11 protein-coding genes and 2 tRNA genes are annotated in these 20,041 nt (G+C 62.4%); 8 read left to right on the top strand and 5 right to left on the bottom strand.

The annotated features are described in order from the left end of the window. The first annotated feature begins 79 nt into the window (after positions 1–79). Complete coding sequence (locus RIF72_RS12615; RefSeq protein WP_309075241.1) at positions 80–4,600, top strand: ExeM/NucH family extracellular endonuclease; 4,521 nt, start codon at positions 80–82, stop codon at positions 4,598–4,600. Positions 4,601–4,681: 81 nt separating this feature from the next. Here RIF72_RS12615 and RIF72_RS12610 read toward each other — a convergent pair whose 3' ends face one another. Then, positions 4,682–6,631 carry an FAD/NAD(P)-binding protein gene (locus RIF72_RS12610; protein WP_309075220.1) on the bottom strand — a complete coding sequence of 650 codons (1,950 nt, stop codon included), beginning with the start codon at positions 6,629–6,631 and terminating at the stop codon, positions 4,682–4,684. Between the two features lie 60 nt (positions 6,632–6,691). Here RIF72_RS12610 and RIF72_RS12605 point away from each other — a divergent pair, with 60 nt between their 5' ends. Further along, entirely contained in the window at positions 6,692–8,902 is a 2,211-nt protein-coding gene (locus tag RIF72_RS12605; RefSeq protein ID WP_309075219.1) for a prolyl oligopeptidase family serine peptidase, read from the top strand. A 64-nt stretch (positions 8,903–8,966) separates the two neighbouring features. Continuing rightward, positions 8,967–9,054 (top strand) — tRNA-Ser (locus RIF72_RS12600). Positions 9,055–9,091: 37 nt separating this feature from the next. On the opposite strand, the gene RIF72_RS12595 is transcribed toward RIF72_RS12600, so the two are convergent. Together RIF72_RS12595 and RIF72_RS12590 are read right to left on the bottom strand one after the other, a co-directional pair. Further along, a complete protein-coding gene (locus RIF72_RS12595) occupies positions 9,092–10,522 on the bottom strand; it encodes an MFS transporter (protein WP_309075218.1) in 1,431 nt (476 codons plus the stop codon). A 143-nt stretch (positions 10,523–10,665) separates the two neighbouring features. Next, positions 10,666–12,831: a RecQ family ATP-dependent DNA helicase gene (locus RIF72_RS12590; protein WP_309075217.1), complete on the bottom strand. Its 2,166-nt coding sequence runs from the start codon at positions 12,829–12,831 to the stop codon at positions 10,666–10,668. A gap of 125 nt (positions 12,832–12,956) precedes the next feature. Here RIF72_RS12590 and RIF72_RS12585 point away from each other — a divergent pair, with 125 nt between their 5' ends. The 4 genes from RIF72_RS12585 (at position 12,957) to RIF72_RS12570 (ending at position 16,638) form a co-directional block, all read left to right on the top strand. Continuing rightward, positions 12,957–14,375, top strand: coding sequence for a phosphomannomutase/phosphoglucomutase (locus RIF72_RS12585; RefSeq protein WP_309075216.1), 1,419 nt, complete (start codon positions 12,957–12,959; stop codon positions 14,373–14,375). A gap of 8 nt (positions 14,376–14,383) precedes the next feature. Continuing rightward, positions 14,384–14,836 carry a hypothetical protein gene (locus tag RIF72_RS12580; RefSeq protein WP_309075215.1) on the top strand — a complete coding sequence of 151 codons (453 nt, stop codon included), beginning with the start codon at positions 14,384–14,386 and terminating at the stop codon, positions 14,834–14,836. A gap of 22 nt (positions 14,837–14,858) precedes the next feature. Further along, positions 14,859–15,329: an Rrf2 family transcriptional regulator gene (locus tag RIF72_RS12575; protein WP_309075214.1), complete on the top strand. Its 471-nt coding sequence runs from the start codon at positions 14,859–14,861 to the stop codon at positions 15,327–15,329. Between the two features lie 151 nt (positions 15,330–15,480). Then, complete coding sequence (locus RIF72_RS12570; protein ID WP_309075213.1) at positions 15,481–16,638, top strand: globin domain-containing protein; 1,158 nt, start codon at positions 15,481–15,483, stop codon at positions 16,636–16,638. A 116-nt stretch (positions 16,639–16,754) separates the two neighbouring features. On the opposite strand, the gene RIF72_RS12565 is transcribed toward RIF72_RS12570, so the two are convergent. Next, entirely contained in the window at positions 16,755–18,581 is a 1,827-nt protein-coding gene (locus RIF72_RS12565) for a phosphoenolpyruvate carboxykinase (GTP) (RefSeq protein ID WP_017198121.1), read from the bottom strand. A 283-nt stretch (positions 18,582–18,864) separates the two neighbouring features. Between RIF72_RS12565 and RIF72_RS12560 the strand changes: the two genes are divergently transcribed. Next, positions 18,865–18,938, top strand: a tRNA-Arg gene (locus RIF72_RS12560). 223 nt (positions 18,939–19,161) lie between these two features. Here RIF72_RS12560 and RIF72_RS12555 read toward each other — a convergent pair. Further along, the gene (locus RIF72_RS12555) at positions 19,162–19,890 is read right to left on the bottom strand and encodes a FadR/GntR family transcriptional regulator (RefSeq protein ID WP_091465427.1); all 729 of its coding nucleotides are present in this window, start codon (positions 19,888–19,890) and stop codon (positions 19,162–19,164) included. Between the last annotated feature and the right edge of the window lie 151 nt (positions 19,891–20,041).

Below are 20,041 nucleotides of genomic sequence, written 5' to 3'. Positions count from 1 at the left end.
CCGCCCACTTCATAAGACAGTGGGCGCCATTCATGGAGCCCACAGGGCTTACTGATGAAAGTTCGAGCGGATGAAAATTATGCATTGGAAATCGTTGGCGGGCACTGTCCTGTCGGCTGGGTTAATCACCGCCCCGTTGACGGCCGTGCCGGCCTTTGCAGCTGATGAGCTCGCCGTCGGCCCTTCCCCGGTGGTGATCAACGAGGCCTATCTCAGCGGTGGCAGCAGCGGTGCCGCCTTCAAGAACAAGTTCGTTGAACTTTACAATTCCTCGGACGCACCGGTCAGCTTGGCGGGCTGGTCGCTGCAATACCGGGCAGCCACGGCTACAGCAGCACCCACAGGAATCACTCCCCTGACGGGCAGCATTCCCGCGAAGGGGTACTTCCTGGTCCAGGGTGCCACCAATAGCGGTACTTCCACGGCACCGGCGCTTCCCACGGCCGATGTGCAGGCCACAGGAACGCTAAATCCCAGCGGAACCACTGGAACACTCGTCCTGGCCAAGCAGGCCACTGCTGTCTCTCCGCTTCCGTCGGGGTCGGTGACGGGCAACGCCGCCATCGCTGACCTCTTGGGCTATGGCAGCTCCAACACCTTTGAGAATGCCGCTGCCACCGCACCTACCAGCAACGCAGACGTCAAAAGCTTGAACCGCGCCAACGGTGTGGACACCGACTCCAACGCCGCCGACTTCAGCCTCAGCACAACCATCACCCCCACTGCCTCCAACGGTGGCGGAACCCCGCCGGTGGACCCCCAACCGGAGCCCGGCGTCAAGACCATAGCCGAGATCCAGGGCACCGGTACGGCCAGTCCCTTTGTCGGCAGCACCGTAACTACCAGGGGCAAGATCACCGCTGTCTACGCAACTGGCGGCTTCAACGGCTACTACGTCCAAACCGCCGGAACCGGCGGTGAAAGCGCGGGGGCGGCAAGGACGGCGTCGGACGCTATGTTCGTTTATTCGCCCTCGACGACGTCAGCGGTCCAGCCCGGCGACTACGTGCAACTCACCGGTGTCGTCAGCGAATTCGCCAACCAGACCCAGCTCACCGTTGAGGCGGCAGGGTTGCAGAAGCTCACCGAGGCTGCACCGGAGGTGAAGTCCACGCCGTTCGCGCTGCCCGCCAATGAGGCCGCAAGGGAAAGCCTGGAGGGCATGCTCCTGGCTCCCCAAGGTGACTTTACGGTCACGGACAACTACTCCCTGAACCAATACGGCGAGATCGGTCTCGCGGCCGGTACGTCGCCCTTTGTACAGCCGACGGCGGTGGCTACCTACGGTTCGGCGGAGTACGCCGCTGTGATGGCGGATAACGCTCTGCGCGGCATCAAGCTCGACGACGGCGCGTCCACCAACTTCCTCAAGGACGCCACCACCAAAGCCCAGCAGTTGCCGTACCTGACCGCGTCGGATCATGTACGCGTTGGCTCCCCGGCGCAGTTCCGGACCGACGTCATCCTGGGCTACGGCAACAACTCCTGGAAGTTCCAGCCACTTACCGCCCTGACCGCGGCCAATGCTGAGTCGGTCCAGCCGGCGAGCTTCACCGCTACCCGGCCTGAAGGTCCTGCGGAGGTAGGGGGCAATCTCAAGCTGGCTTCCTTCAACGTACTGAACTACTTCCCCACCACAGGCGACCAGCTCGCCGGCTGCGTCTTTTACACCGACCGAGACGGCAACCCCATCACGGTCAAGGAAGGCTGCAACGCCCGCGGTGCTGCCAACGCCGAGAACTTCGAGCGCCAGCAAAGCAAGATCGTCGCCGCCATCACCAAGTCCGGCGCCGACGTCGTATCCCTTGAAGAGATCGAAAACTCCGCACAGTTCGGCAAGAACCGCGATGACGCCCTCTCCAAGCTGGTGGACGCCCTCAACGTCAAGACCCCCGGGGTCTGGGACTATGTGCGCACACCCGCCAACGCTCCTCCGCTCAGCGACGAGGACATGATCCGCACCGCGTTCATCTACAAGAAGGCAGTGGCCGAGCCCGTGGGTGAGTCCATCATTCACAACGACACCGTGGCCTTTGCCAGTGCGCGCAAGCCCCTCGCACAGCTCTTCAAGCCGGTTGGCGGAGACGATGACAAGAAGTTCATCGCGATCGTGAACCATTTCAAGTCCAAGGGCTCCGCCGCCACCCCGGATGACACGGACAAGGGCCAGGGCGCCTCGAACATTGCCCGCACCAAGCAGGCTGAATCGCTCCTTGCCTTCTCCAAGGATCTCCAGGCCTCCAAGGGCACGGACAAGGTCTTCCTGATCGGCGACTTCAACGCCTACGCCAAGGAAGACCCCATCAACGTCCTCACCGCAGCCGGCTACACCGACCTCGAGGCGGGTACAGGCAAGCACTCCTACCTCTTCGGCGGCATGGTGGGCTCCTTGGACCACATCCTGGCTTCCCCGGCCGCCCACAAGGTGGTCACCGGAACCGACATCTGGAACATCAACTCCGTGGAGTCCGTCGCGCTGGAGTACAGCAGGTATAACAACAATGTGACCAACTACTATGCCGGGGACGAGTTCCGGGCCAGCGACCACGATCCTGTGGTGGTGGGCCTGAACCTTACTGCTGACCAGCCGGCGACAGTTGACTTGCAGTTCCTGGGTATCAACGACTTCCACGGCCGGATCGATTCGAACACAGTCCTTTTCGCCGGAACGGTCGAGAAGCTCCGCGCTGCGGCTGCCCCCGGCGCTACCGCTTTCATTTCCGCCGGTGACAACATCGGCGCTTCCCTCTTCGCTTCGTCGGTAGCGAAGGACCAGCCAACCATCGACGTCCTGAACGCGCTCGAGCTGCAGGCTTCGGCAGTGGGCAACCACGAGTTCGACGGCGGTTGGGCAGACCTGCGCGACCGCGTCGCAGCAGGCGGCACCAACGCGAAATTCGCCTACCTCGGTGCGAATGTCTACCAGAAGGGCACCACCACTCCTGTCCTGCCGGAGTACAAGGTCCTGGACATGAACGGCACTCGGGTGGCAGTGATCGGTACTGTCACGCAGGAAGTTCCTTCCCTGGTGACGCCGGCCGGCATTACCGACCTCGAGTTCGGCGACCCTGTGGAAGCCATCAACAGGGTGGCCGCGAAGATCAAGGCTGACAACCTGGCGGACCTCATCATCGTGGAAAACCACGACGGCGCTGCTTCAGGAACGCCTGAGGGCGCCACATTGGAGCAGGAAGTCGCAGCCGGCGGGCCATTCGCCAAGCTCGTCAACGAAACCTCTCCTGACGTCGCCGCTATCTTCACAGGTCACACGCACAAGGAGTACGCCTGGGACGCTCCGGTACTGGACGCCAGCGGCCAGCCAACCGGGAAAACCCGACCCATCGTACAGACCGGCAACTACGGCGAGAACGTGGGCAGCGTGACCCTCACAGTGGATACCGCAAGCAAATCAGTCACTGCTTACAATGCCGCCATCGTGGACCGGACAACCGATACCGCTGAAAGCCTCGTCGCTGCCTACCCGCGAGTGGCGACTGTGAAGACCATCGTGGACAAAGCACTCGCCGAGGCTGCCGTCATCGGCAACCAGCCGGTGGGCGCAGTGACCGCTGATATCACCACAGCCTTCACTCCGGATCCTGCCGGCGGCGCACCCAAGCGGGACGATCGCGCGAACGAATCCACGCTCGGCAACCTGGTGGCGGACTCCCTGGTGGATACGCTCAAGGCGCCCGAACTGGGTGCAGCCGAAATCGGCGTCGTGAACCCCGGCGGGCTGCGTAACGAGCTGTACTACGCGCCGGACGGCACCATCACTTACGCCGAGGCCAACGCGGTCCTGCCGTTCGTGAACAACCTCTGGACCACGTCGCTCACAGGTGCGCAGTTCAAGACACTCCTCGAGCAGCAGTGGCAGACCAATGCCGACGGGACCATCCCCAGCCGCCCCTACCAGCAGCTGGGAGTGTCCAAGAACGTCAACTACACCTATGACGACGCCCGCCCCGCAGGTGACCGCATCACCGGCATCTGGGTCAACGGCGCTGTGATCGATCCTGCCAAGCAGTACAGGATCGGAACGTTCAGCTTCCTGGCTACCGGCGGTGACAATTTCCGGGTCTTCAAGGAGGGCACGAACACCAAGGACACGGGCCTGGTGGACCGCGATGCGTGGATCAAGTACCTGCGCGAGCACAATCCGGTTTCCCCCGACTTCGGACGCCGTTCCGCGGCCGTGGCCAACACCACGGCGGCTGAGGTCAAGGCCGGCGACCCCATTACCTTGGCCGTCACTAAACTGAACCTCACGTCGATCGGCAGCCCGGGCAACGCGACGCTGAACGCCGTGTTCGTGGATGCCAAGGGCGCCGCCGTGGCGCTGGGTTCCGTCCCCGTGACCTCAGGGGAAGCCACAGTGGACCTCAGGGTTCCCGCCGCGGCGGCTGCAGGCACCGGCACAGTGGTCCTGACCGCCGTCGAAAGTGGAACCGTGGTGAAGGCCCTGGTGACGGTGGCTGAGAGCGGTCCGAACCCGCCGCAGTGCACCGCCCCTACCAAGCCGACCAAGTGGTACGACGTCGCAGGATGGCTCCGGTACGCCTTTGCATGGCTGGAGTATCAGCGGTGCCTGAGGGGCTAACCCCCTGAGTCACCCTGCCCGCCAGTAGCAACAGCAGGGCCCCTCACGATCTCCTTCGTGAGGGGCCCTGCTGTTTCTGACTCACCGGCCAAGAACGCTCCGCGCTATTTCATCGGCATCGCGTAGGGTCCGCTGGCCGCTCGCGTAGGCGGGTCCGGTGCGCGGTCGGGCCTCAGCGGCTATGGCTGTCCCCCACTGCGACGCAGACAGTTGGAGGCCCAGGACATACAAGTTCCTGGTGATCGAGCCGTTCGCCGCCAGAGGTCTGTAAGGATGCGGTTCAACGTCCAGGCCAGTGGTCTGCATGGGCGTGCCCTCAACACTCATCATGATCTTGGTGCGCACCAGCCCATCGGCCATGAGCTGTTCCAGCAGAGGCGACAAGTTGATGCCCACCCTGTTGGCCGGCGACATCGCCTCCACAAGAGTCCTTGCTTCAACCGGAGCGTCGTGTACCCACGGCGAAACTGCCCGGAACACCTTGGCACCGCGGTCCACGCTGAACTTCGGGTCCGGTCCCACGAAACTCACGACGCCGGCACGCGCCAAAGCGGCCAGCTGCTCCGATCGCAGTGCAGGCGCTCCGCTTGCCAGACCTTCAACAAAAGATTCGAACCAGCCGCGCAAACCAGCCAGCCAGGATTCATCGGTGATTCCCCCGTCCGCTACCACGGATTTGAGGATCGCCCGCCCGGTGTGGAGGGCACCGATCGCCATCTTGACAGGGTCCGCTTCGCCCAGTGCTGATCGTCGGGCATCATCATCAAGGTAGGCCGTGATGGCGGCATCCAGTTCGCGCCGGGAAGCAAACGTCCGCCCAGCCAGCGGCGCCGCGAGCCCCCTCAGGTTCAGTCGGCGGGAGGCGATCACGTGTTTTTCCACGACGTTCCCCACCTCGATTTCCCAGTTCGCGGTGGTGTGCGCATGCGGTTGGAGCGCATCCTCAAGGTCGGCGAGGAACTGCGCGGGGTCCTTGATCGCTGCGGGTTGGGACCGCGCAAGTGTCGAATAATAGGCCCAAAGTGCATCACGGTGAAGCAACGGCCACAGATCATGGTCGAACCCCGGCTGGATACCGGCTGCGCGGAAACGGTCCACGGCGTCTTCTGTCAGGTAGCGCATGGTGATGCTGCTGGGGTAGTAGCCCGCCAGCCCGGCCTTCGCACGGTAAGGGGTGCCCCTGCGGGACGCTGCAATGATCCTGGGCTCCCGGCCCGAGGCCCGGTACTCGAGGACACCCGCGCCGGGCGTACCAGCCTCGACGAACTTACCGCCGCGCCCCTCCGTCAACTGGCCCATGACATCGAAGAAGTTCAGACCCATTCCGCGGACCAGCACGGGTTCGTTGTCCGGCACGGCCTGCCAATCAACATCTGCCGGCGGCGCGGGCGGGAAATACCTCAGGCCTTGTTCCTCCGCGGCGCGCTTGAAAGACCTCTGCTCGGGGTTCAGCCGGGACTCGATGTGGCCCAGAGCGAGGACCACGGAACCGACGGTGAGCGTCTCGCCGTTGTCGAGTTCGACGTCGAACCCGTCTTCCTTTTCGCCCTTCACGGGCTGCGCGGCGACGGCGAGCGCCTCATGAAAGGTGACTTCGACGCCGTCGGGAAGCCTTTCGAGCAGCCCTGCCAAAGTTTGGCGCAGGTACCGCCCGTACAGCGCGCGGCTGGGGAAATCGTGCGATTCAAGGGTGGCCAACTCCGCCTTTTCGGCTTCGTTCAGTCCCTCGCCATCACGACGACGGGCCTCGCGCCACTGATCGAACGATCCACCCGCGAGCGGCGGGGCGAGCTGGGGGTCCTCGGGGATGAGGGTGGGATAGAAGGACTGCGTGTTCATCAGGTAGAGGCGTGACTGCTCCGGCTGCCACACGTGCCCCGAAGCGGCCGGGTAAGGATCCACAACATCAATGTGAAGGGTGGTTCCTGGCGGGCTGTCCGCAGCCCAATTCGCGAGCAACCGCTCAAGGACACTGGTGCCCCGAGGGCCGGCCCCGATCAGGGCAACACGGTTGGTTTGCGATTTAGCCACGCTCAAGCCTAACTTCCGCGTGACTTGCTTACTGTTGAAGAGTGTTGCTTGGATGGGGCGATGACCACCACAGAAGCTGATCAGTCGCCACTTCCCGAGAATGAGACTGCAACGGCCCCCGGCCCGCGGTATGCAGCGGACGTCGCGCCGGAGCCCACGGATGAAAACGTTTGGCTTGAGGACATCCACGGCGAAGAGCAGCTGGCGTGGGTCCGCGAGCAGAATGCCCGCACGGAGGAATTGCTGGAGGACGCCGAGTACGCGGCCGTTGAGGCTGGCATCCTGGAGGTCCTCGACTCCACCGATCGCATCGCAATGGTGTCCAAACGCGGCGATTTCTACTACAACTTCTGGAAAGACCAGGAACACCCCAAGGGCCTCTGGCGTCGAACTACGTGGGAAAGCTATCTCACTGAGGAGCCGGAGTGGGACGTCCTGCTGGATATCGACGCCCTTGCCGCCGCCGAAGGCGTTGAGTGGGTATTCCATGGTGTCGGCTTCCTCCGTCCTGCCGACGGCTCCGAGTACCGCCTGGCCATGGTTTCGCTCTCCCCCGACGGCGGCGACGCGGACCGCCACCGCGAGTTCGACGTCGAGTCCCGCACCTTCGTGGAGGGTGGCTTTGACGTGCCGACAGCCAAAGGCAATGTCAGCTGGTTGGATGCCGACACTTTGCTGGTGTCCAGCACGGCGGACGGGCTCCCCGCAACTACGTCCTCCTATGCCCGTACCGGAGTGAAGCTTCGCCGCGGCCAATCGCTGGCGCAGGCAAAGCGCCTCTTCGAAATCCCGGAGGACCACATGTTGGCCATGGTGGCCCACGATTCCACCCCGGGCTATGAGCGGACCTTCGCCGTGGATTACATCGATTTCTACAACCGGAGTACGTCGCTGCTGCGTGACGACTCCTGGGTGGTCATCGACGTCCCGACGGATGTGAACATCAGCGCCCACCGGGATTGGCTGCTGTTCCGTCCGCAGAAGGACTGGGATGTTGCCGGTGTTGTATACCCTGCCGGTTCCTTGCTGGCTGCGGACTTTGAGTCTTATCTGGCGGGTTCCCGGTCATTGCTGGTCCTGTTCACGCCGGATGCCCACACGTCGCTGCAGTCCTGGAGCTGGACCAAGGACTACCTCCTGCTGAACCTCCTGCGCGATGTGTCCTCCGAAATCCTGGTGTTGGATCCAGCCCGTCCCGATTCTGAAGGCGGCTGGGCCTCCACCGTCCTGGACGCCTGCCCTCCCCTGCATGACGTCAATGCCTATGCGGTGGACGATGAAGACCCCGGCGCTGAAGGCAACGACTTCTGGCTGGTGGCCACCGGCTTCACTACGCCCACCACCCTGACCAGGGGGACGCTGGTTGATGGCGCGGCGAACCGGCACGCAGAGGTGAAGCGATCGCCGTCGTTCTTCAACGAGGCCGGCTACGAAGTCCAGCAGCACTTCGCTGTTTCTGACGACGGGACCAAGGTTCCCTACTTCCAGGTCGCCTCCGAGGACCTGGTGTTGGACGGCCAAAACCCCACCCAGCTTTCCGGCTATGGCGGGTTCGAAATTTCCAGGACTCCGGCCTACAACGGAACAATCGGGCGGGCTTGGCTTGAGCGCCGCACCCTGGGCGCTTCCTCCGACGACGGAGCTGCCGCACACTCACGCGGTGGCGTCTATGTTGTTGCCAACATCCGCGGCGGTGGCGAATACGGTCCCTCCTGGCACCGTGCAGCACTTCAGGAGAACCGGCACCGTGCATACGAGGATTTCGCCGCCGTGGCGAAGGACCTCATCTCGCGAGGCGTCACCAGCCGACGTCGACTCGGCTGTGTGGGCGGTTCCAACGGCGGCCTCCTGGTGGGCAACATGCTGACCCGGTACCCGGAACTGTTCGGGGCTGTTTCATGCGGGGTGCCGCTCCTGGATATGCGCCGATACACCAAGCTCTCCGCTGGTTACTCCTGGATCGCCGAATATGGTGACCCGGACGTCCCGGAGCAATGGGAGTTCATCCGCACTTTCTCGCCGTACCATTTGCTGCACGACGGTGTGGAATACCCTGAGACTTTCATTTGGACAGCCACCTCCGATGACCGTGTGGGACCTGTCCAAGCCCGAAAAATGGCGGCGCGCATGCAGGCCATGGGGATCCCGAACGTCTGGTTCCATGAAGCTCTTGAAGGGGGCCACGCTGGCGCATCTGACAACAGGCAGGCGGCAGCGCTTCAGGCCCGGAGCAACCACTTCCTGTGGCGTTCCCTGGCTGGAAGCAACTGACAAGTTCCTGTTTTGCGCTAGACGGCACCTTCTGCGTATCCTTGGTGGGCTAGCAATAGCAAAGGGAGACGTGCCAGAGCGGCCGAATGGGCTTCACTGCTAATGAAGTGTGGGGCACAACTCCACCGGGGGTTCAAATCCCCCCGTCTCCGCGAATAGGTCCCGGTTTTCGAACCGGGACCTTTTGCGTTAAGCCCTCTTCACTCCGCCGCTGACTTCGGCTCCGGCATGACGATGAAGGGCCAGGCTGTCCACCGTGCTGATCAGCATCAGGAGGGCCATGGCAATGAATGCGCCCTTGTAAGCCGCCACCTGGTCCGCCCCGAACACCTGCGTGGTTTCGAACAGGCGCAGAAACAGGGCACCCACCGCTATTCCTGCCGCCGCCGCCAATTGAACGAGCGTCGCGGAGATCGCATTGGCTGAGGGCAGCTGGCCCGGGACGATGTCTGCGTACTGTACCGAGGCGTACGCGGAGAACCCGATGGAACGGAATGCGCCGCTGAACAGCAGCAACGCAAAGATCAGTGGCTCCGGCGTTCGGGCGTCCAGAAAGGCGCACAACGCAAATGTCACGGCTGACGCAAACGATGCAAAGACGAGCACCGGTTTGAACCCAAATCGCCTTATGAGTGGCGTGGTGGCCGGCTTGATTCCGATGTTGCCCACGAACACGGCGGCGACCATGACTCCGGCTTTGAGGGGATCCCAACCAAAGCCGTCCTGGAACATCAAAGGCAGCAGGAAAGGGACCGAGCTGATGGTCAGCCGGTAAATGAAACCACCGGTGGACGTCGCCCTGAAAGTCCTGGTACCAAAGACGCTGAGATTGAACAGGGGAAGGCGGGCTTTCCTCATCCACCACACGGCACCGGCCAGGGACAGTGACCCGGCAGCAACCACCGCCACGGCAAGCACATTGGACGCGTGTCCACCCAAGGTCTCCAGCCCAACTACCAAAGCACCCACGCCCAGTGTGGTCAGCAGCAGCCCGAACCAGTCCAACCGTCGTTTGGCATCAAATTGTGTTCGCGGCACCAGCCTGTGGGCGGCAATGAAAGCGGCCAGGCCGAGAGGCACGTTGATGATGAAGATCCAGTGCCACGACAGGAAGGTGGTGAGAGCACCACCCACCATCGGGGCCAATACCGGAGCCAGCAAGCCCGGCCACACGAGATACGCGGTGGCACGGAGAAGCTCTGACTTGGGAGTGCCCCGCAACACCACCAGGGTGCCAACCGGAACCATCATGGCGCCGCCCATGCCCTGGGCCACGCGGCTTAGCGTCAGCATGGTCAGGTCCGTGCTGATGGCGCACAGCAGGGAGGCAATGGTGAATACCGATATCGCCAGGCAGAAGATCCGTCTGGCACCGAATCGCTCAGCAAGCCAACTGCTCAGGGGAATCCCCATCGCCACCGTCACCAAATATGCGGTCATGGTGATGTTGATGTCTGCCGGTGCTACCCGGAAATCGGAGGCGATGCTGGGAATGGCAGTGGTGAGAATTGTCCCGTCGAGGAACTCCATGAAAAACGTTGCCGCTACCAACAAGGCAAGCCGTGGACGCCAACTGGTCTCGTTGGCCGATTCGACGTCCGTGTTGGGTTTTGTGCTCATGGCTCCGGTCCAAGTTCTGGCTGGTGGCCTGCGACAGGCGAGCAGGCGTATTTGCTCGATCCTATAGACGCAGGGTGGGAGCGATCACAACATGACGTAGTTCTACTGACGTTGGCCGGCCCGCACTGGCCCGTGTTGCCGTCCTATCCGGCTTGGGCCAGCGCCAGCGGTAGAACTGCGCCCACTCCGGCCTGCCGCAAGGCGCGTGCAGATACGGTCATGGTCCAGCGGCTGTCTATGAGGTCGTCCACCAGTAACACAGGCTGCCCGCCCGTGCCTGCCAGGGCCTGGGCAAGTTCGGGCCCAACAACAAGCCTGTCCCAAACACCGGCCAGCCTGTAAGCGCTGTTGCCTCCACGTGCCCCGGTCGGCCCTCCGTGCTGGGGCTGCAGCTGGCCGAGGTAGGGCATGCGTCCTATTCCGGCAATTCCCTGCGCCAAGGACTCCACCAGCTGCGGCTTGCTCCGCGACGGGATGCTGATGACCGCCGCGGGTCGGCCGACACCGCTCCACGGAGTTCCGCCCTCAGCCCCCGACCACTCGCGGAGGACTTGGACGCAGGCCTGCAGCATGGCGGGATCCACAGCGCGGTCCGGAGCCCCGGCGGCGAACAGCTCCCGTAGAGCGCCGCCCCAGCCCAAGTCGGTAAGCCTAGCCAGTATCCGCCCCTCGGAAACGCTCTCGTCGGGCTTGATCTTTCCCTTGACGGCCACACCGAGCCGGTCCATGCCACTGGGCCACTGAAGGCGCGGCTCCACGGCTATGCCCGCCCGCCGGAGGGTCTGGCCGGCAGCGTCGGCTGCCGACGCTGCCACGTCCACCGGGAACCAGCGGCCGGCGCAGTTGTCGCAGCGCCCACAAGCCGCTGCCGTTTCATCGTCCAGGACCGAGGTGATGTATTCCATGCGGCAGCCGGCCGTGTCCTGGTAGATCACCATGGAATCCTGCTCATCCACACGGGCCTCGGCGATGCGTGCATATCGCTCGGCGTCATAGTTCCACGGCATGCCAGTGGAACGCCATCCGCCTCCAACACGCTCTACGGCTCCATCAACAGCCAGGACTTTGAGGAGGAGTTCCAATGGCGTGCGACGGAGGTCCACCCGGGCTTCCAGCGCGACGGTGGACAATGCGGAGCCTGCTTCCCCAAGAGCCCTCAACACAGCTTCAGCTTTCTCGGCCGACGGCATGGATGCTGTGGCGAAGTACTGCCAGATTTCGCGGTCTTCGGAGCCCGGCAGCAGCAAGACGTCGGCGTTGGCTGTTCCACGGCCTGCACGGCCAACCTGTTGGTAGTAGGCAACTGGTGACGACGGAGCCCCAAGATGGATCACGAAGCCCAGGTCCGGCTTATCGAATCCCATTCCCAGGGCGGAGGTGGCCACGAGGGCTTTAACCTGGTTGTCCTTCAACATTTGTTCAGCGCGTTCTCGATCCGCCGGGTCCGTCCTCCCCGTGTAGGACAGGACGTTGTGTCCGGCCTCCGCAAGAAGCCTTGCTGTGTCCTCCGCCGCCGAGACGGTCAGGGTATAGATGATGCCACTGCCGGGCATATTGGCGAGGTGTGTCAGCAGCCACCCCAGCCGGTCCCTGGAATCGGGCAAGGTAAGGACACCTAGCCGCAGCGATTCGCGCCCGAGTGCACCCCGTATAGTCAACACGCCGGCGCCAAGTTGTTCTTCAATGTCATGAACCACCCTTGAATTGGCGGTGGCTGTGGTGGCCAGAACGGGAACCGACTCCGGCAACTGTGCAATGAGGTCCGCTATGCGGCGGTAGTCAGGACGGAAGTCGTGTCCCCAGTCCGATATGCAGTGTGCCTCGTCAATCACCAGGAGCCCGGTGCGACGAATGAGCTCCGGAAGCTGGTTCTCCCTGAAGGAGGGGTTGGTGAGCCGCTCCGGGGAAACCAAAAGGACATCGACCTCATCCGCGGCAAGCTGGGCCAGGACTGTGTCCCATTCCAGGGCATTGGCCGAGTTTATGGCGACCGCCCGCACACCTGCCCGGGCCGCTGCGGCCACTTGGTCACGCATGAGCGCAAGCAACGGCGACACAATCAGCGTTGGACCTGCGCCCCGCCGACGCAACAACAACGACGCCACGAAGTAAACCGCCGACTTCCCCCAACCTGTGCGCTGGACTACGAGCGCCCGACGGCCCGCATCCACCAACGCCTCAATGGCCTCAAACTGTCCGTCGTGAAACCGCGCTTCGGGGTGGCCCACCAACTCACGAAGGCACGCCAGCGCCTGCTGGTGTGTAGGCGATTGCACGGAAACGGCAGTGTTTGGGGAGTTGTTGGCCATCAACCCAGTATCCCAGCCGACCCTGACAGCCAGAACCTGGATGTCCCGCTATGTGGATAACGGCTATCCACAGATCATCTATTCACGTTCAACCCCAACTGCCTTGCCACAGTAGGATTGAGCCCGTGACTAGCGAGCAGAACAAGACATTCGACCTCTCGGCTTCCTTCAAGGCGTACGACGTCCGGGGCATCGTGGGTGAAACCATCACGGCTGAAATCGTCGAGGCCGTTGGCGCTGCCTTCATCGACGTCCTGGGCTTGGAGGGTGAAACGGTACTGGTTGGCGGCGACATGCGTCCCTCCTCTCCGGAGTTCAGCCAAGCCTTTGCCAACGGGGCAGCCACGCGTGGCGCGAACGTCCAGTTGCTGGACCTCATCTCAACCGACGAGCTCTACTACGCATGTGGAGCCCTGAACGCTGCAGGCGCAACGTTTACCGCAAGTCACAACCCGGCTGCCTATAACGGGATCAAGATGGCCAAGGCCGGCGCCCAGCCCATCTCGTCTGAGAGCGGCCTCAAGGAAATCCAGGCCCTCGCGGAGCAGTACCTGAACACCGGCATCATCCCCGCGGCAGCCACCCGGGGCGAGATCGGCGTCCATGACGTTCTGAAGGACTACTCCGAGTACCTGCGGAAGCTCGTTGACCTGTCCGGCTCCCGTCCACTGAAGATCGTGGTGGATGCAGGTAACGGCATGGCCGGCCTCACCACACCCGCCGTGCTCGGCGACAAACTCCTCCCGGCGCTGCCCTTCGAAATCGTTCCCCTCTACTTCGAACTCGACGGCTCGTTCCCCAACCACCCGGCCAACCCCTTGGAGCCGGAAAACCTGCGCGACCTCCAGGCCGCCGTCGTCAAGCACGGTGCCGACATCGGCCTCGCGTTCGACGGCGACGCAGACCGCTGCTTCGTCATTGATGAAAAGGGCGAGCCCGTTTCCCCGTCTGCGATCACCGGCATGGTGGCCCGTCGTGAGATCGCCCGCGCCCAGGCCGCAGGTGAAGAGACCCCGGTGATAATCCACAACCTCCTCACCTCCAAGGCCGTGCCCGAACTCGTAGCCAAGGATGGCGGACGTGCTGTACGAACCCGGGTGGGACACTCCTTTATCAAAGCCGTCATGGCCGAGGAAGGTGCCGTGTTCGGCGGTGAGCACTCAGCACACTTCTATTTCCGGGATTTCTGGAACGCTGACACCGGCATGCTTGCCGCCATGCACGTCCTCGCTGCTTTAGGTGAGCAAGACGGCCCCCTCTCCGAACTCGGACGCCAATACGAACCTTACGTTTCCTCTGGCGAGATCAACTCCGAGATCGAAGACAAGGCCGGCGCCGTCGAACGGGTTCGCGTTGACTTCGAAACCGAAGACATGGACATCGACCACATGGACGGCAGCACGTTCACGGCCAAGGACGGCAGCTGGTGGTTCAACCTTCGCCCGTCCAACACCGAGCCCTTCCTGCGCCTGAACGCCGAGGCCAAGGACCAGGCGACCATGGAGAAGATCCGTGACCGCGTCCTTGCCCTGGTTCGGGCCTAGGACCAAGCATGAGCGAGCCCACCAGCGCGCAGGGTGAGGGTGAAACAGTTCAGGACCGCGAACTCCGCGAGACCTTGGGCACTGCACTCGGAACCGCTCAGGAGCACATCCAGCAGAACGGCGGATTTTTCCCGTTTGGCATCACGCTCTCGAACGATGATGAACTGCGGATAGTGATGATTGCCCCGGGCGAGCCGGACGAAAACGGCGACGTGGATGCGGGGCAGATGTTGACCGACATCCATGAACTGCTGCGTCAAGGCCGTGATGATTTCAAGGCTGTGGCTGTTGTGAGTGACGTCAGCCTGCCGGATCATGGTACTGACGGCATCCACGGTGCAGCCGAGCACAGGGATGGCGAAGTCCGTGCAGCAATCATTCCCTACACTCCAACAGTGGACGGTTTCGCGTTCAGTGCCATGGAGCCCGATACCCACGAACCATCCATCTGGGTGGACTAGACCTTATCCGTGAGCTGATCCCATGAAAATCAACGCCTTCGCAGATGTCAGCCTCCGCGCCATCATGGTGTTGGCCGCGGCTCCGGAAGGCATGCTGCTGACTACCCAAGCGGTGGCGGATGCCGTAGGGACACCGTACAACCATGTCAGCAAGGCGATGGTCCGCTTGCGTGCACTGGGTTACATCGACGTTGAACGGGGACGGCTGGGCGGTTCCCGGCTCAATGAAACCGGCCGGAGAGCCACAGTCGGCGAAATCCTGCGGCATCTGGACAGCCGGCAGGATCCGGCGGAGTGCCAATCCCCTACCAAAAATTGCCCGCTCATCAATGAGTGCGGGCTGCGCCACGCGATGAATCGGGCCAGGGAAGCGTTCTACACCGAGCTCGATAGCGTGGTTATCGCTTCCCTCCCTCACGCGCGCCAGATGAACCCGGTGTTCCAGTCCATAGGGTTGCGGCCGGAGTTCAGGACACCCGCGACGCAGTCGTAGCAAAGAAGGCAACAACAGCACCTCCGCAATGCCGTGATTCTTCTGGCTTGCACAACTCTTCTACACCATGTAGAAATTGGGATATAGATATAAGCATTTGAGATGCTTATATATTCGGTCGGACAACCCGCCCCCTACAGCCAGGAGAATCATGCTCTCGGAGAAGTCCCGCCCCATCATTGAAGCCACGCTGCCGCTGGTTGGTTCACGGATCGGCGCGATAACCGTCGACTTCTACAATCGGCTCTTTGGGGCGCACCCCGAGTTGCTCGATGGACTCTTCAGCCGTTCCAACCAGCGTTCCGGAGATCAGCAGCGGGCACTTGCCGGAAGTATCGCCACCTTCGCGACCCACCTCATCAACAATCCGGGCACCCTCCCCGAAAAAGTACTTTCCCGCATTGCGCACAAGCACGCCTCCCTCGGAATCACCGAGGAACAGTACGGCGTGGTCTACGAGCACCTCTTTGCAGCCATCGCCGCCGATTTGACCGATGTCATCACTCCGGAGATCGCGGAAGCATGGACAGAGGTGTACTGGCTCATGGCAGACGCCCTGATCAAACTTGAGAAGGACCTCTATGCATCTCAGGCGAACCATAAAATGTGGATGCCGTGGCGTGTGACCAGCAAGAAATCGGCGGGCACTGATGCGGTGACGTTCACCTTGGAACCAGCGGACGACACCCCGGTTACGCCAGCAGAACCCGGTCAGTACGTCAGCGTAAGGGTCCAACTTCCGGATGGCTTGCGCCAGGTGCGCCAATATTCGCTATCCGGCGACACAGGCAGGAGCCGGACCTTCACTACCAAGCTGAACGACGGCGGCGAGGTGTCCACCGCCCTTCACACCGGCGTCGAACCCGGCGATATCCTCGAAATTTCGAACCCGTACGGGGAAATTACCCTCAGGAACGGTGACGGCCCAGTCATCTTGGCCTCTGCGGGGATTGGCTGCACCCCAACGGCTTCCATTCTGCGGTCGCTCGCGGAGACGGGCACGGATCGGCAGGTCTTGGTCCTTCATGCTGAGAAGGCCATGGAGAACTGGGCGCTCAGCGGCCAGATGACCGCCGATGCAGCGCGAATCGACGCAGACCTGAAGCTGTGGCTTGAATCTCCCCATCCTGGAACCAACCACGGCTTCATGTCGCTGGGTGAACTGGACATGCCCGCCGATGCTTCGCTTTACCTTTGCGGCCCCCTCCCTTTCATGAAGAAGATCCGCGACGAAGCCATCGACGCAGGGATTCCAGCTACCCGGATCCACTACGAAGTGTTCGGCCCGGACGTGTGGCTCGCCAACTAGGGCAGGCACCCACAACGGCGACAACAACCCCAAGCACGACGGCGGCCCGCCACCTTTCATTCAAAAGGTGACGGGCCGTCGTCGTTCACTTAAGAACGCCGTTGTTCCTAAGAGGTCTAGCCCAGACGGGTCTTGAGACCGTCCAGCTCGGACTGAAGTGCCGCCGGGAGCGACTCGCCGAAGTTGGCGAACCATTCCTCGATGGACGCCAGCTCGGTTGCCCATTCCTCGGGGTCGACACGAACAGCCGACTCAACCTCGGCCGGGGTCATGTCCAGGCCCTCGAGGTCGATGGATTCACCGGTCGGCACGAAACCGATCGGTGTTTCCACTGCGTCAGCCTTGCCTTCGAGGCGTTCGATGGCCCACTTGAGCACACGGGCGTTGTCTCCGAAACCAGGCCAGGCGAAGCCGCCTTCAGCCGTGCGACGGAACCAGTTCACCAGGAAGATCTTGGGCAGACGCTCCGGGTTGGCCTTGGCGGACAGGTTCACCCAGTGGTTCAGGTAGTCACCTGCGTCGTAGCCGATGAACGGCAGCATGGCCATCGGGTCGCGGCGGACCACGCCAACAGCACCGGCGGCAGCAGCCGTGGTTTCGGAGGACAGCGTGGAACCCATGAAGATGCCGTTTGACCAGTCGCGGGCCTCGGTGACCAGCGGGATGGTGGTCTTGCGGCGGCCACCGAACAGAATCGCGGACAGCTCAACGCCTTCCGGGCTGAAGTACTCTTCGGCCAGCATGTCGATCTGGTCGATCGGCGTGCAGAAACGCGAGTTCGGGTGCGCAGCAGGAGCGTCCGAGTCCGGAGTCCAGGACTCGCCGCGCCAGTCAGTGAGGTGTGCCGGGGTTTCCTCCGTCATGCCTTCCCACCAGACACCGCCGTCATCGGTGAGCGCAACGTTGGTGAAGATGCTGTTGCCCTTGGCGATGGCGCGCATGGCGTTCGGGTTGGTGCCCCAGCCGGTGCCAGGAGCGACACCGAACAAGCCGGCCTCGGGGTTGACGGCGCGGAGCTCGCCTTCCTTGCCGAAGCGCATCCAGGTGATGTCGTCGCCAAGGGTCTCCACCTTCCAGCCCTTGATGGTGGGGTCCAGAAGGGCAAGGTTGGTCTTGCCGCAGGCCGACGGGAAGGCAGCAGAGACGTAGTAGGTCTTCTGTTCCGGGGACGTCAGCTTGAGGATGAGCATGTGCTCGGCAAGCCAGCCTTCGTCGCGGGCCATCACCGAAGCGATGCGCAGCGCGTAGCATTTCTTGCCCAGGAGGGCGTTGCCACCGTAACCGGAGCCGAACGACCATATGGAGCGCTCTTCGGGGAAGTGCACAATCCACTTGTCGGTGTTGCATGGCCATGCGACGTCGGCCTGGCCGGCTTCCAGCGGTGCCCCCAGCGAGTGGAGGGCGGGAACAAAGAAAGCGTCGGTCTGCGTGATGCGGTCCAGGACGTCCGTACCAATGCGCGCCATGATGCGCATGGAGGCAACAACATAGGCGGAGTCAGTGATCTCAACGCCAAACTTGGGGTCCTCGGCATCGAGGTGGCCCATGACGAACGGAATGACGTACATGGTTCGGCCGCGCATGGAGCCGGCGAAGAGCCCGCGCAGCTTCTGCTTCATCTCGGCCGGGGCCATCCAGTTGTTGGTGAAGCCAGCGTCGCGCTCGTTCTCGGAGCAGATGAACGTCTGCTCTTCTACACGGGCAACGTCAGCGGGGTCAGAGAACGCCGCGAAGGAATTCGGGAACGTTTCCGGGTTCAGCCGCTTCAGCGTGCCGGCCTCGACGAGTTCGTCGGTGAGCTTCTTGTTTTCTGCTTCGCTGCCATCGACCCAGTGGATGCGGTCCGGCTGAGTCAGCTCGGCAACTTCCTCAACCCAGGCCAGCAGGCGTGCATGCGTAGTAGGTGCCTTCTCAAGCAGCGGCAGTCGCGCCAGATCGCCCATTGCGGTTCCCTTCCTCGGGTTCAGTGGTGTGTCCTAAACGATAGGGGCCGCGGACCAGACCAATCCGCTGTCAGACATCGGACAACCATGGGCGCATGAAGCTAAATCCCCTAGAAATCAGGGTTTACTGATCGAAGAAGCGGAATTTAAGTGACGAAGGTCACGTAGACCGGTCTAGTTGCCTAGATTACAGCTTTTCGATTTGGAAGTTCACATGAACTTCTGTAAAGTTTATTGAGGTTCGAGGGGGTCAGAGAAACAGACCGCCGGAAATCACGCGAATGCGCCCATAGCTCAGCTGGATAGAGCGTCTGTCTACGGAACAGAAGGTCAGGGGTTCGAATCCCTTTGGGCGCACAGATCAAGACCCGCACCGGTTCGCCGGTGCGGGTCTTTTGTGTTGCCCGGTTGAACCCAAGTAAGTAACAGTTCAGGTCGTTTCACGAGCTCAGAACGACGTCAACTGCGACCCAGTTGGGCAAGCCCCGGCGAAAGGTGACCCGCACGCAGGAACGGGAAGGGCCGCCGTCGTACTTTCTCAAAGAAGTACGACGGCGGCCCTTGCGTTCGGCGCGGGGGCCTACTCCCCTACGGCCTCGCTGATGCGGCGACGGATGCCGTCGAAGTGCCGGTTGAGCAGTTCAGAAGCCGAAACCTTGTCGCCGGCAGCAACTGCCGCGTAGATACCGCGGTGCATCGCAGCGGTTTTTGCCAGGTCCTCGTTGCCCGGGCCGATCTCCACGTGGATCTTCCGGTAGACCTTCCAAAAGACACCCATGAGGTTGATCAGGAGTTCATTGTTGAGGGGTTCGAAAAGCCGGCGGTGGAACTCGGCATCTGCGGCGACGAAGTTTTCGCCTGCTGCAGCCAGATCTTCCATCTGCTTCACGGCTTCCTCGATGGACGCGAGCTGTTCCTTGGTCATGACATCCATGGAGGAGCCAATCAATCCGGATTCGAGAGCCTGGCGTACATCTACCAACTGCAAAGCTTCAAGTCCCTGATGGCGAAGCGAAAGCCGGCCGCGGAACGTCAGCCCGTCCGCCAGGGCGTCAAAATTGCTCGGCGCCACGAACATGCCGAAGCCATGCCGGATCTCAATGACACCCAAGGCTTGGAGCACTTTGAGGGACTCGCGGAGCGTATTGCGCCCCACGCCGAGGGCGACGGAGAGCTCACTCTCCGTCGGCAACGGGTCGCCTGCCTCAAGCTCACGCTCAAGGATCAATTCCATAATGTCCGACTGCAAGGCGCGCAGGCGGGCCTGTGCACTGAACCGCGCCTGCGGAACGACACCGGAAGTTGTCATGGCTTTCTCCTTGCCGATGCACTTGCCCCGAGCCACGGCGGAGGCCAGCTTGGGAACATGTGCAGTATTAATATTGAGGCGAGCTTAGCGCCCACCCATGAACGGGTGACTCGCAACATACAATATCGGATGTCCCACCTCCCCGATAGCG

It is taken from the genome of Paenarthrobacter sp. (assembly GCF_031180005.1).
In the GTDB taxonomy this organism is placed as follows: Bacteria; Actinomycetota; Actinomycetes; order Actinomycetales; family Micrococcaceae; genus Arthrobacter.
Note: the sequence above shows the minus strand (reverse complement) of the source record. Positions and strands in the feature narration are given on the sequence as shown.

Bases quoted from the DNA above. Each gene is read 5' to 3' on its own strand.
- RIF72_RS12615 (WP_309075241.1), top strand. From the start codon at position 80: ATGCATTGGAAATCGTTGGCGGGCACTGTCCTGTCGGCTGGGTTAATC.
- RIF72_RS12605 (WP_309075219.1), top strand. From the start codon at position 6,692: ATGACCACCACAGAAGCTGATCAGTCGCCACTTCCCGAGAATGAGACT.
- RIF72_RS12595 (WP_309075218.1), bottom strand. From the start codon at position 10,522: ATGAGCACAAAACCCAACACGGACGTCGAATCGGCCAACGAGACCAGT.
- RIF72_RS12590 (WP_309075217.1), bottom strand. From the start codon at position 12,831: ATGGCCAACAACTCCCCAAACACTGCCGTTTCCGTGCAATCGCCTACA.
- RIF72_RS12580 (WP_309075215.1), top strand. From the start codon at position 14,384: ATGAGCGAGCCCACCAGCGCGCAGGGTGAGGGTGAAACAGTTCAGGAC.
- RIF72_RS12575 (WP_309075214.1), top strand. From the start codon at position 14,859: ATGAAAATCAACGCCTTCGCAGATGTCAGCCTCCGCGCCATCATGGTG.
- RIF72_RS12570 (WP_309075213.1), top strand. From the start codon at position 15,481: ATGCTCTCGGAGAAGTCCCGCCCCATCATTGAAGCCACGCTGCCGCTG.
- RIF72_RS12565 (WP_017198121.1), bottom strand. From the start codon at position 18,581: ATGGGCGATCTGGCGCGACTGCCGCTGCTTGAGAAGGCACCTACTACG.
- RIF72_RS12555 (WP_091465427.1), bottom strand. From the start codon at position 19,890: ATGACAACTTCCGGTGTCGTTCCGCAGGCGCGGTTCAGTGCACAGGCC.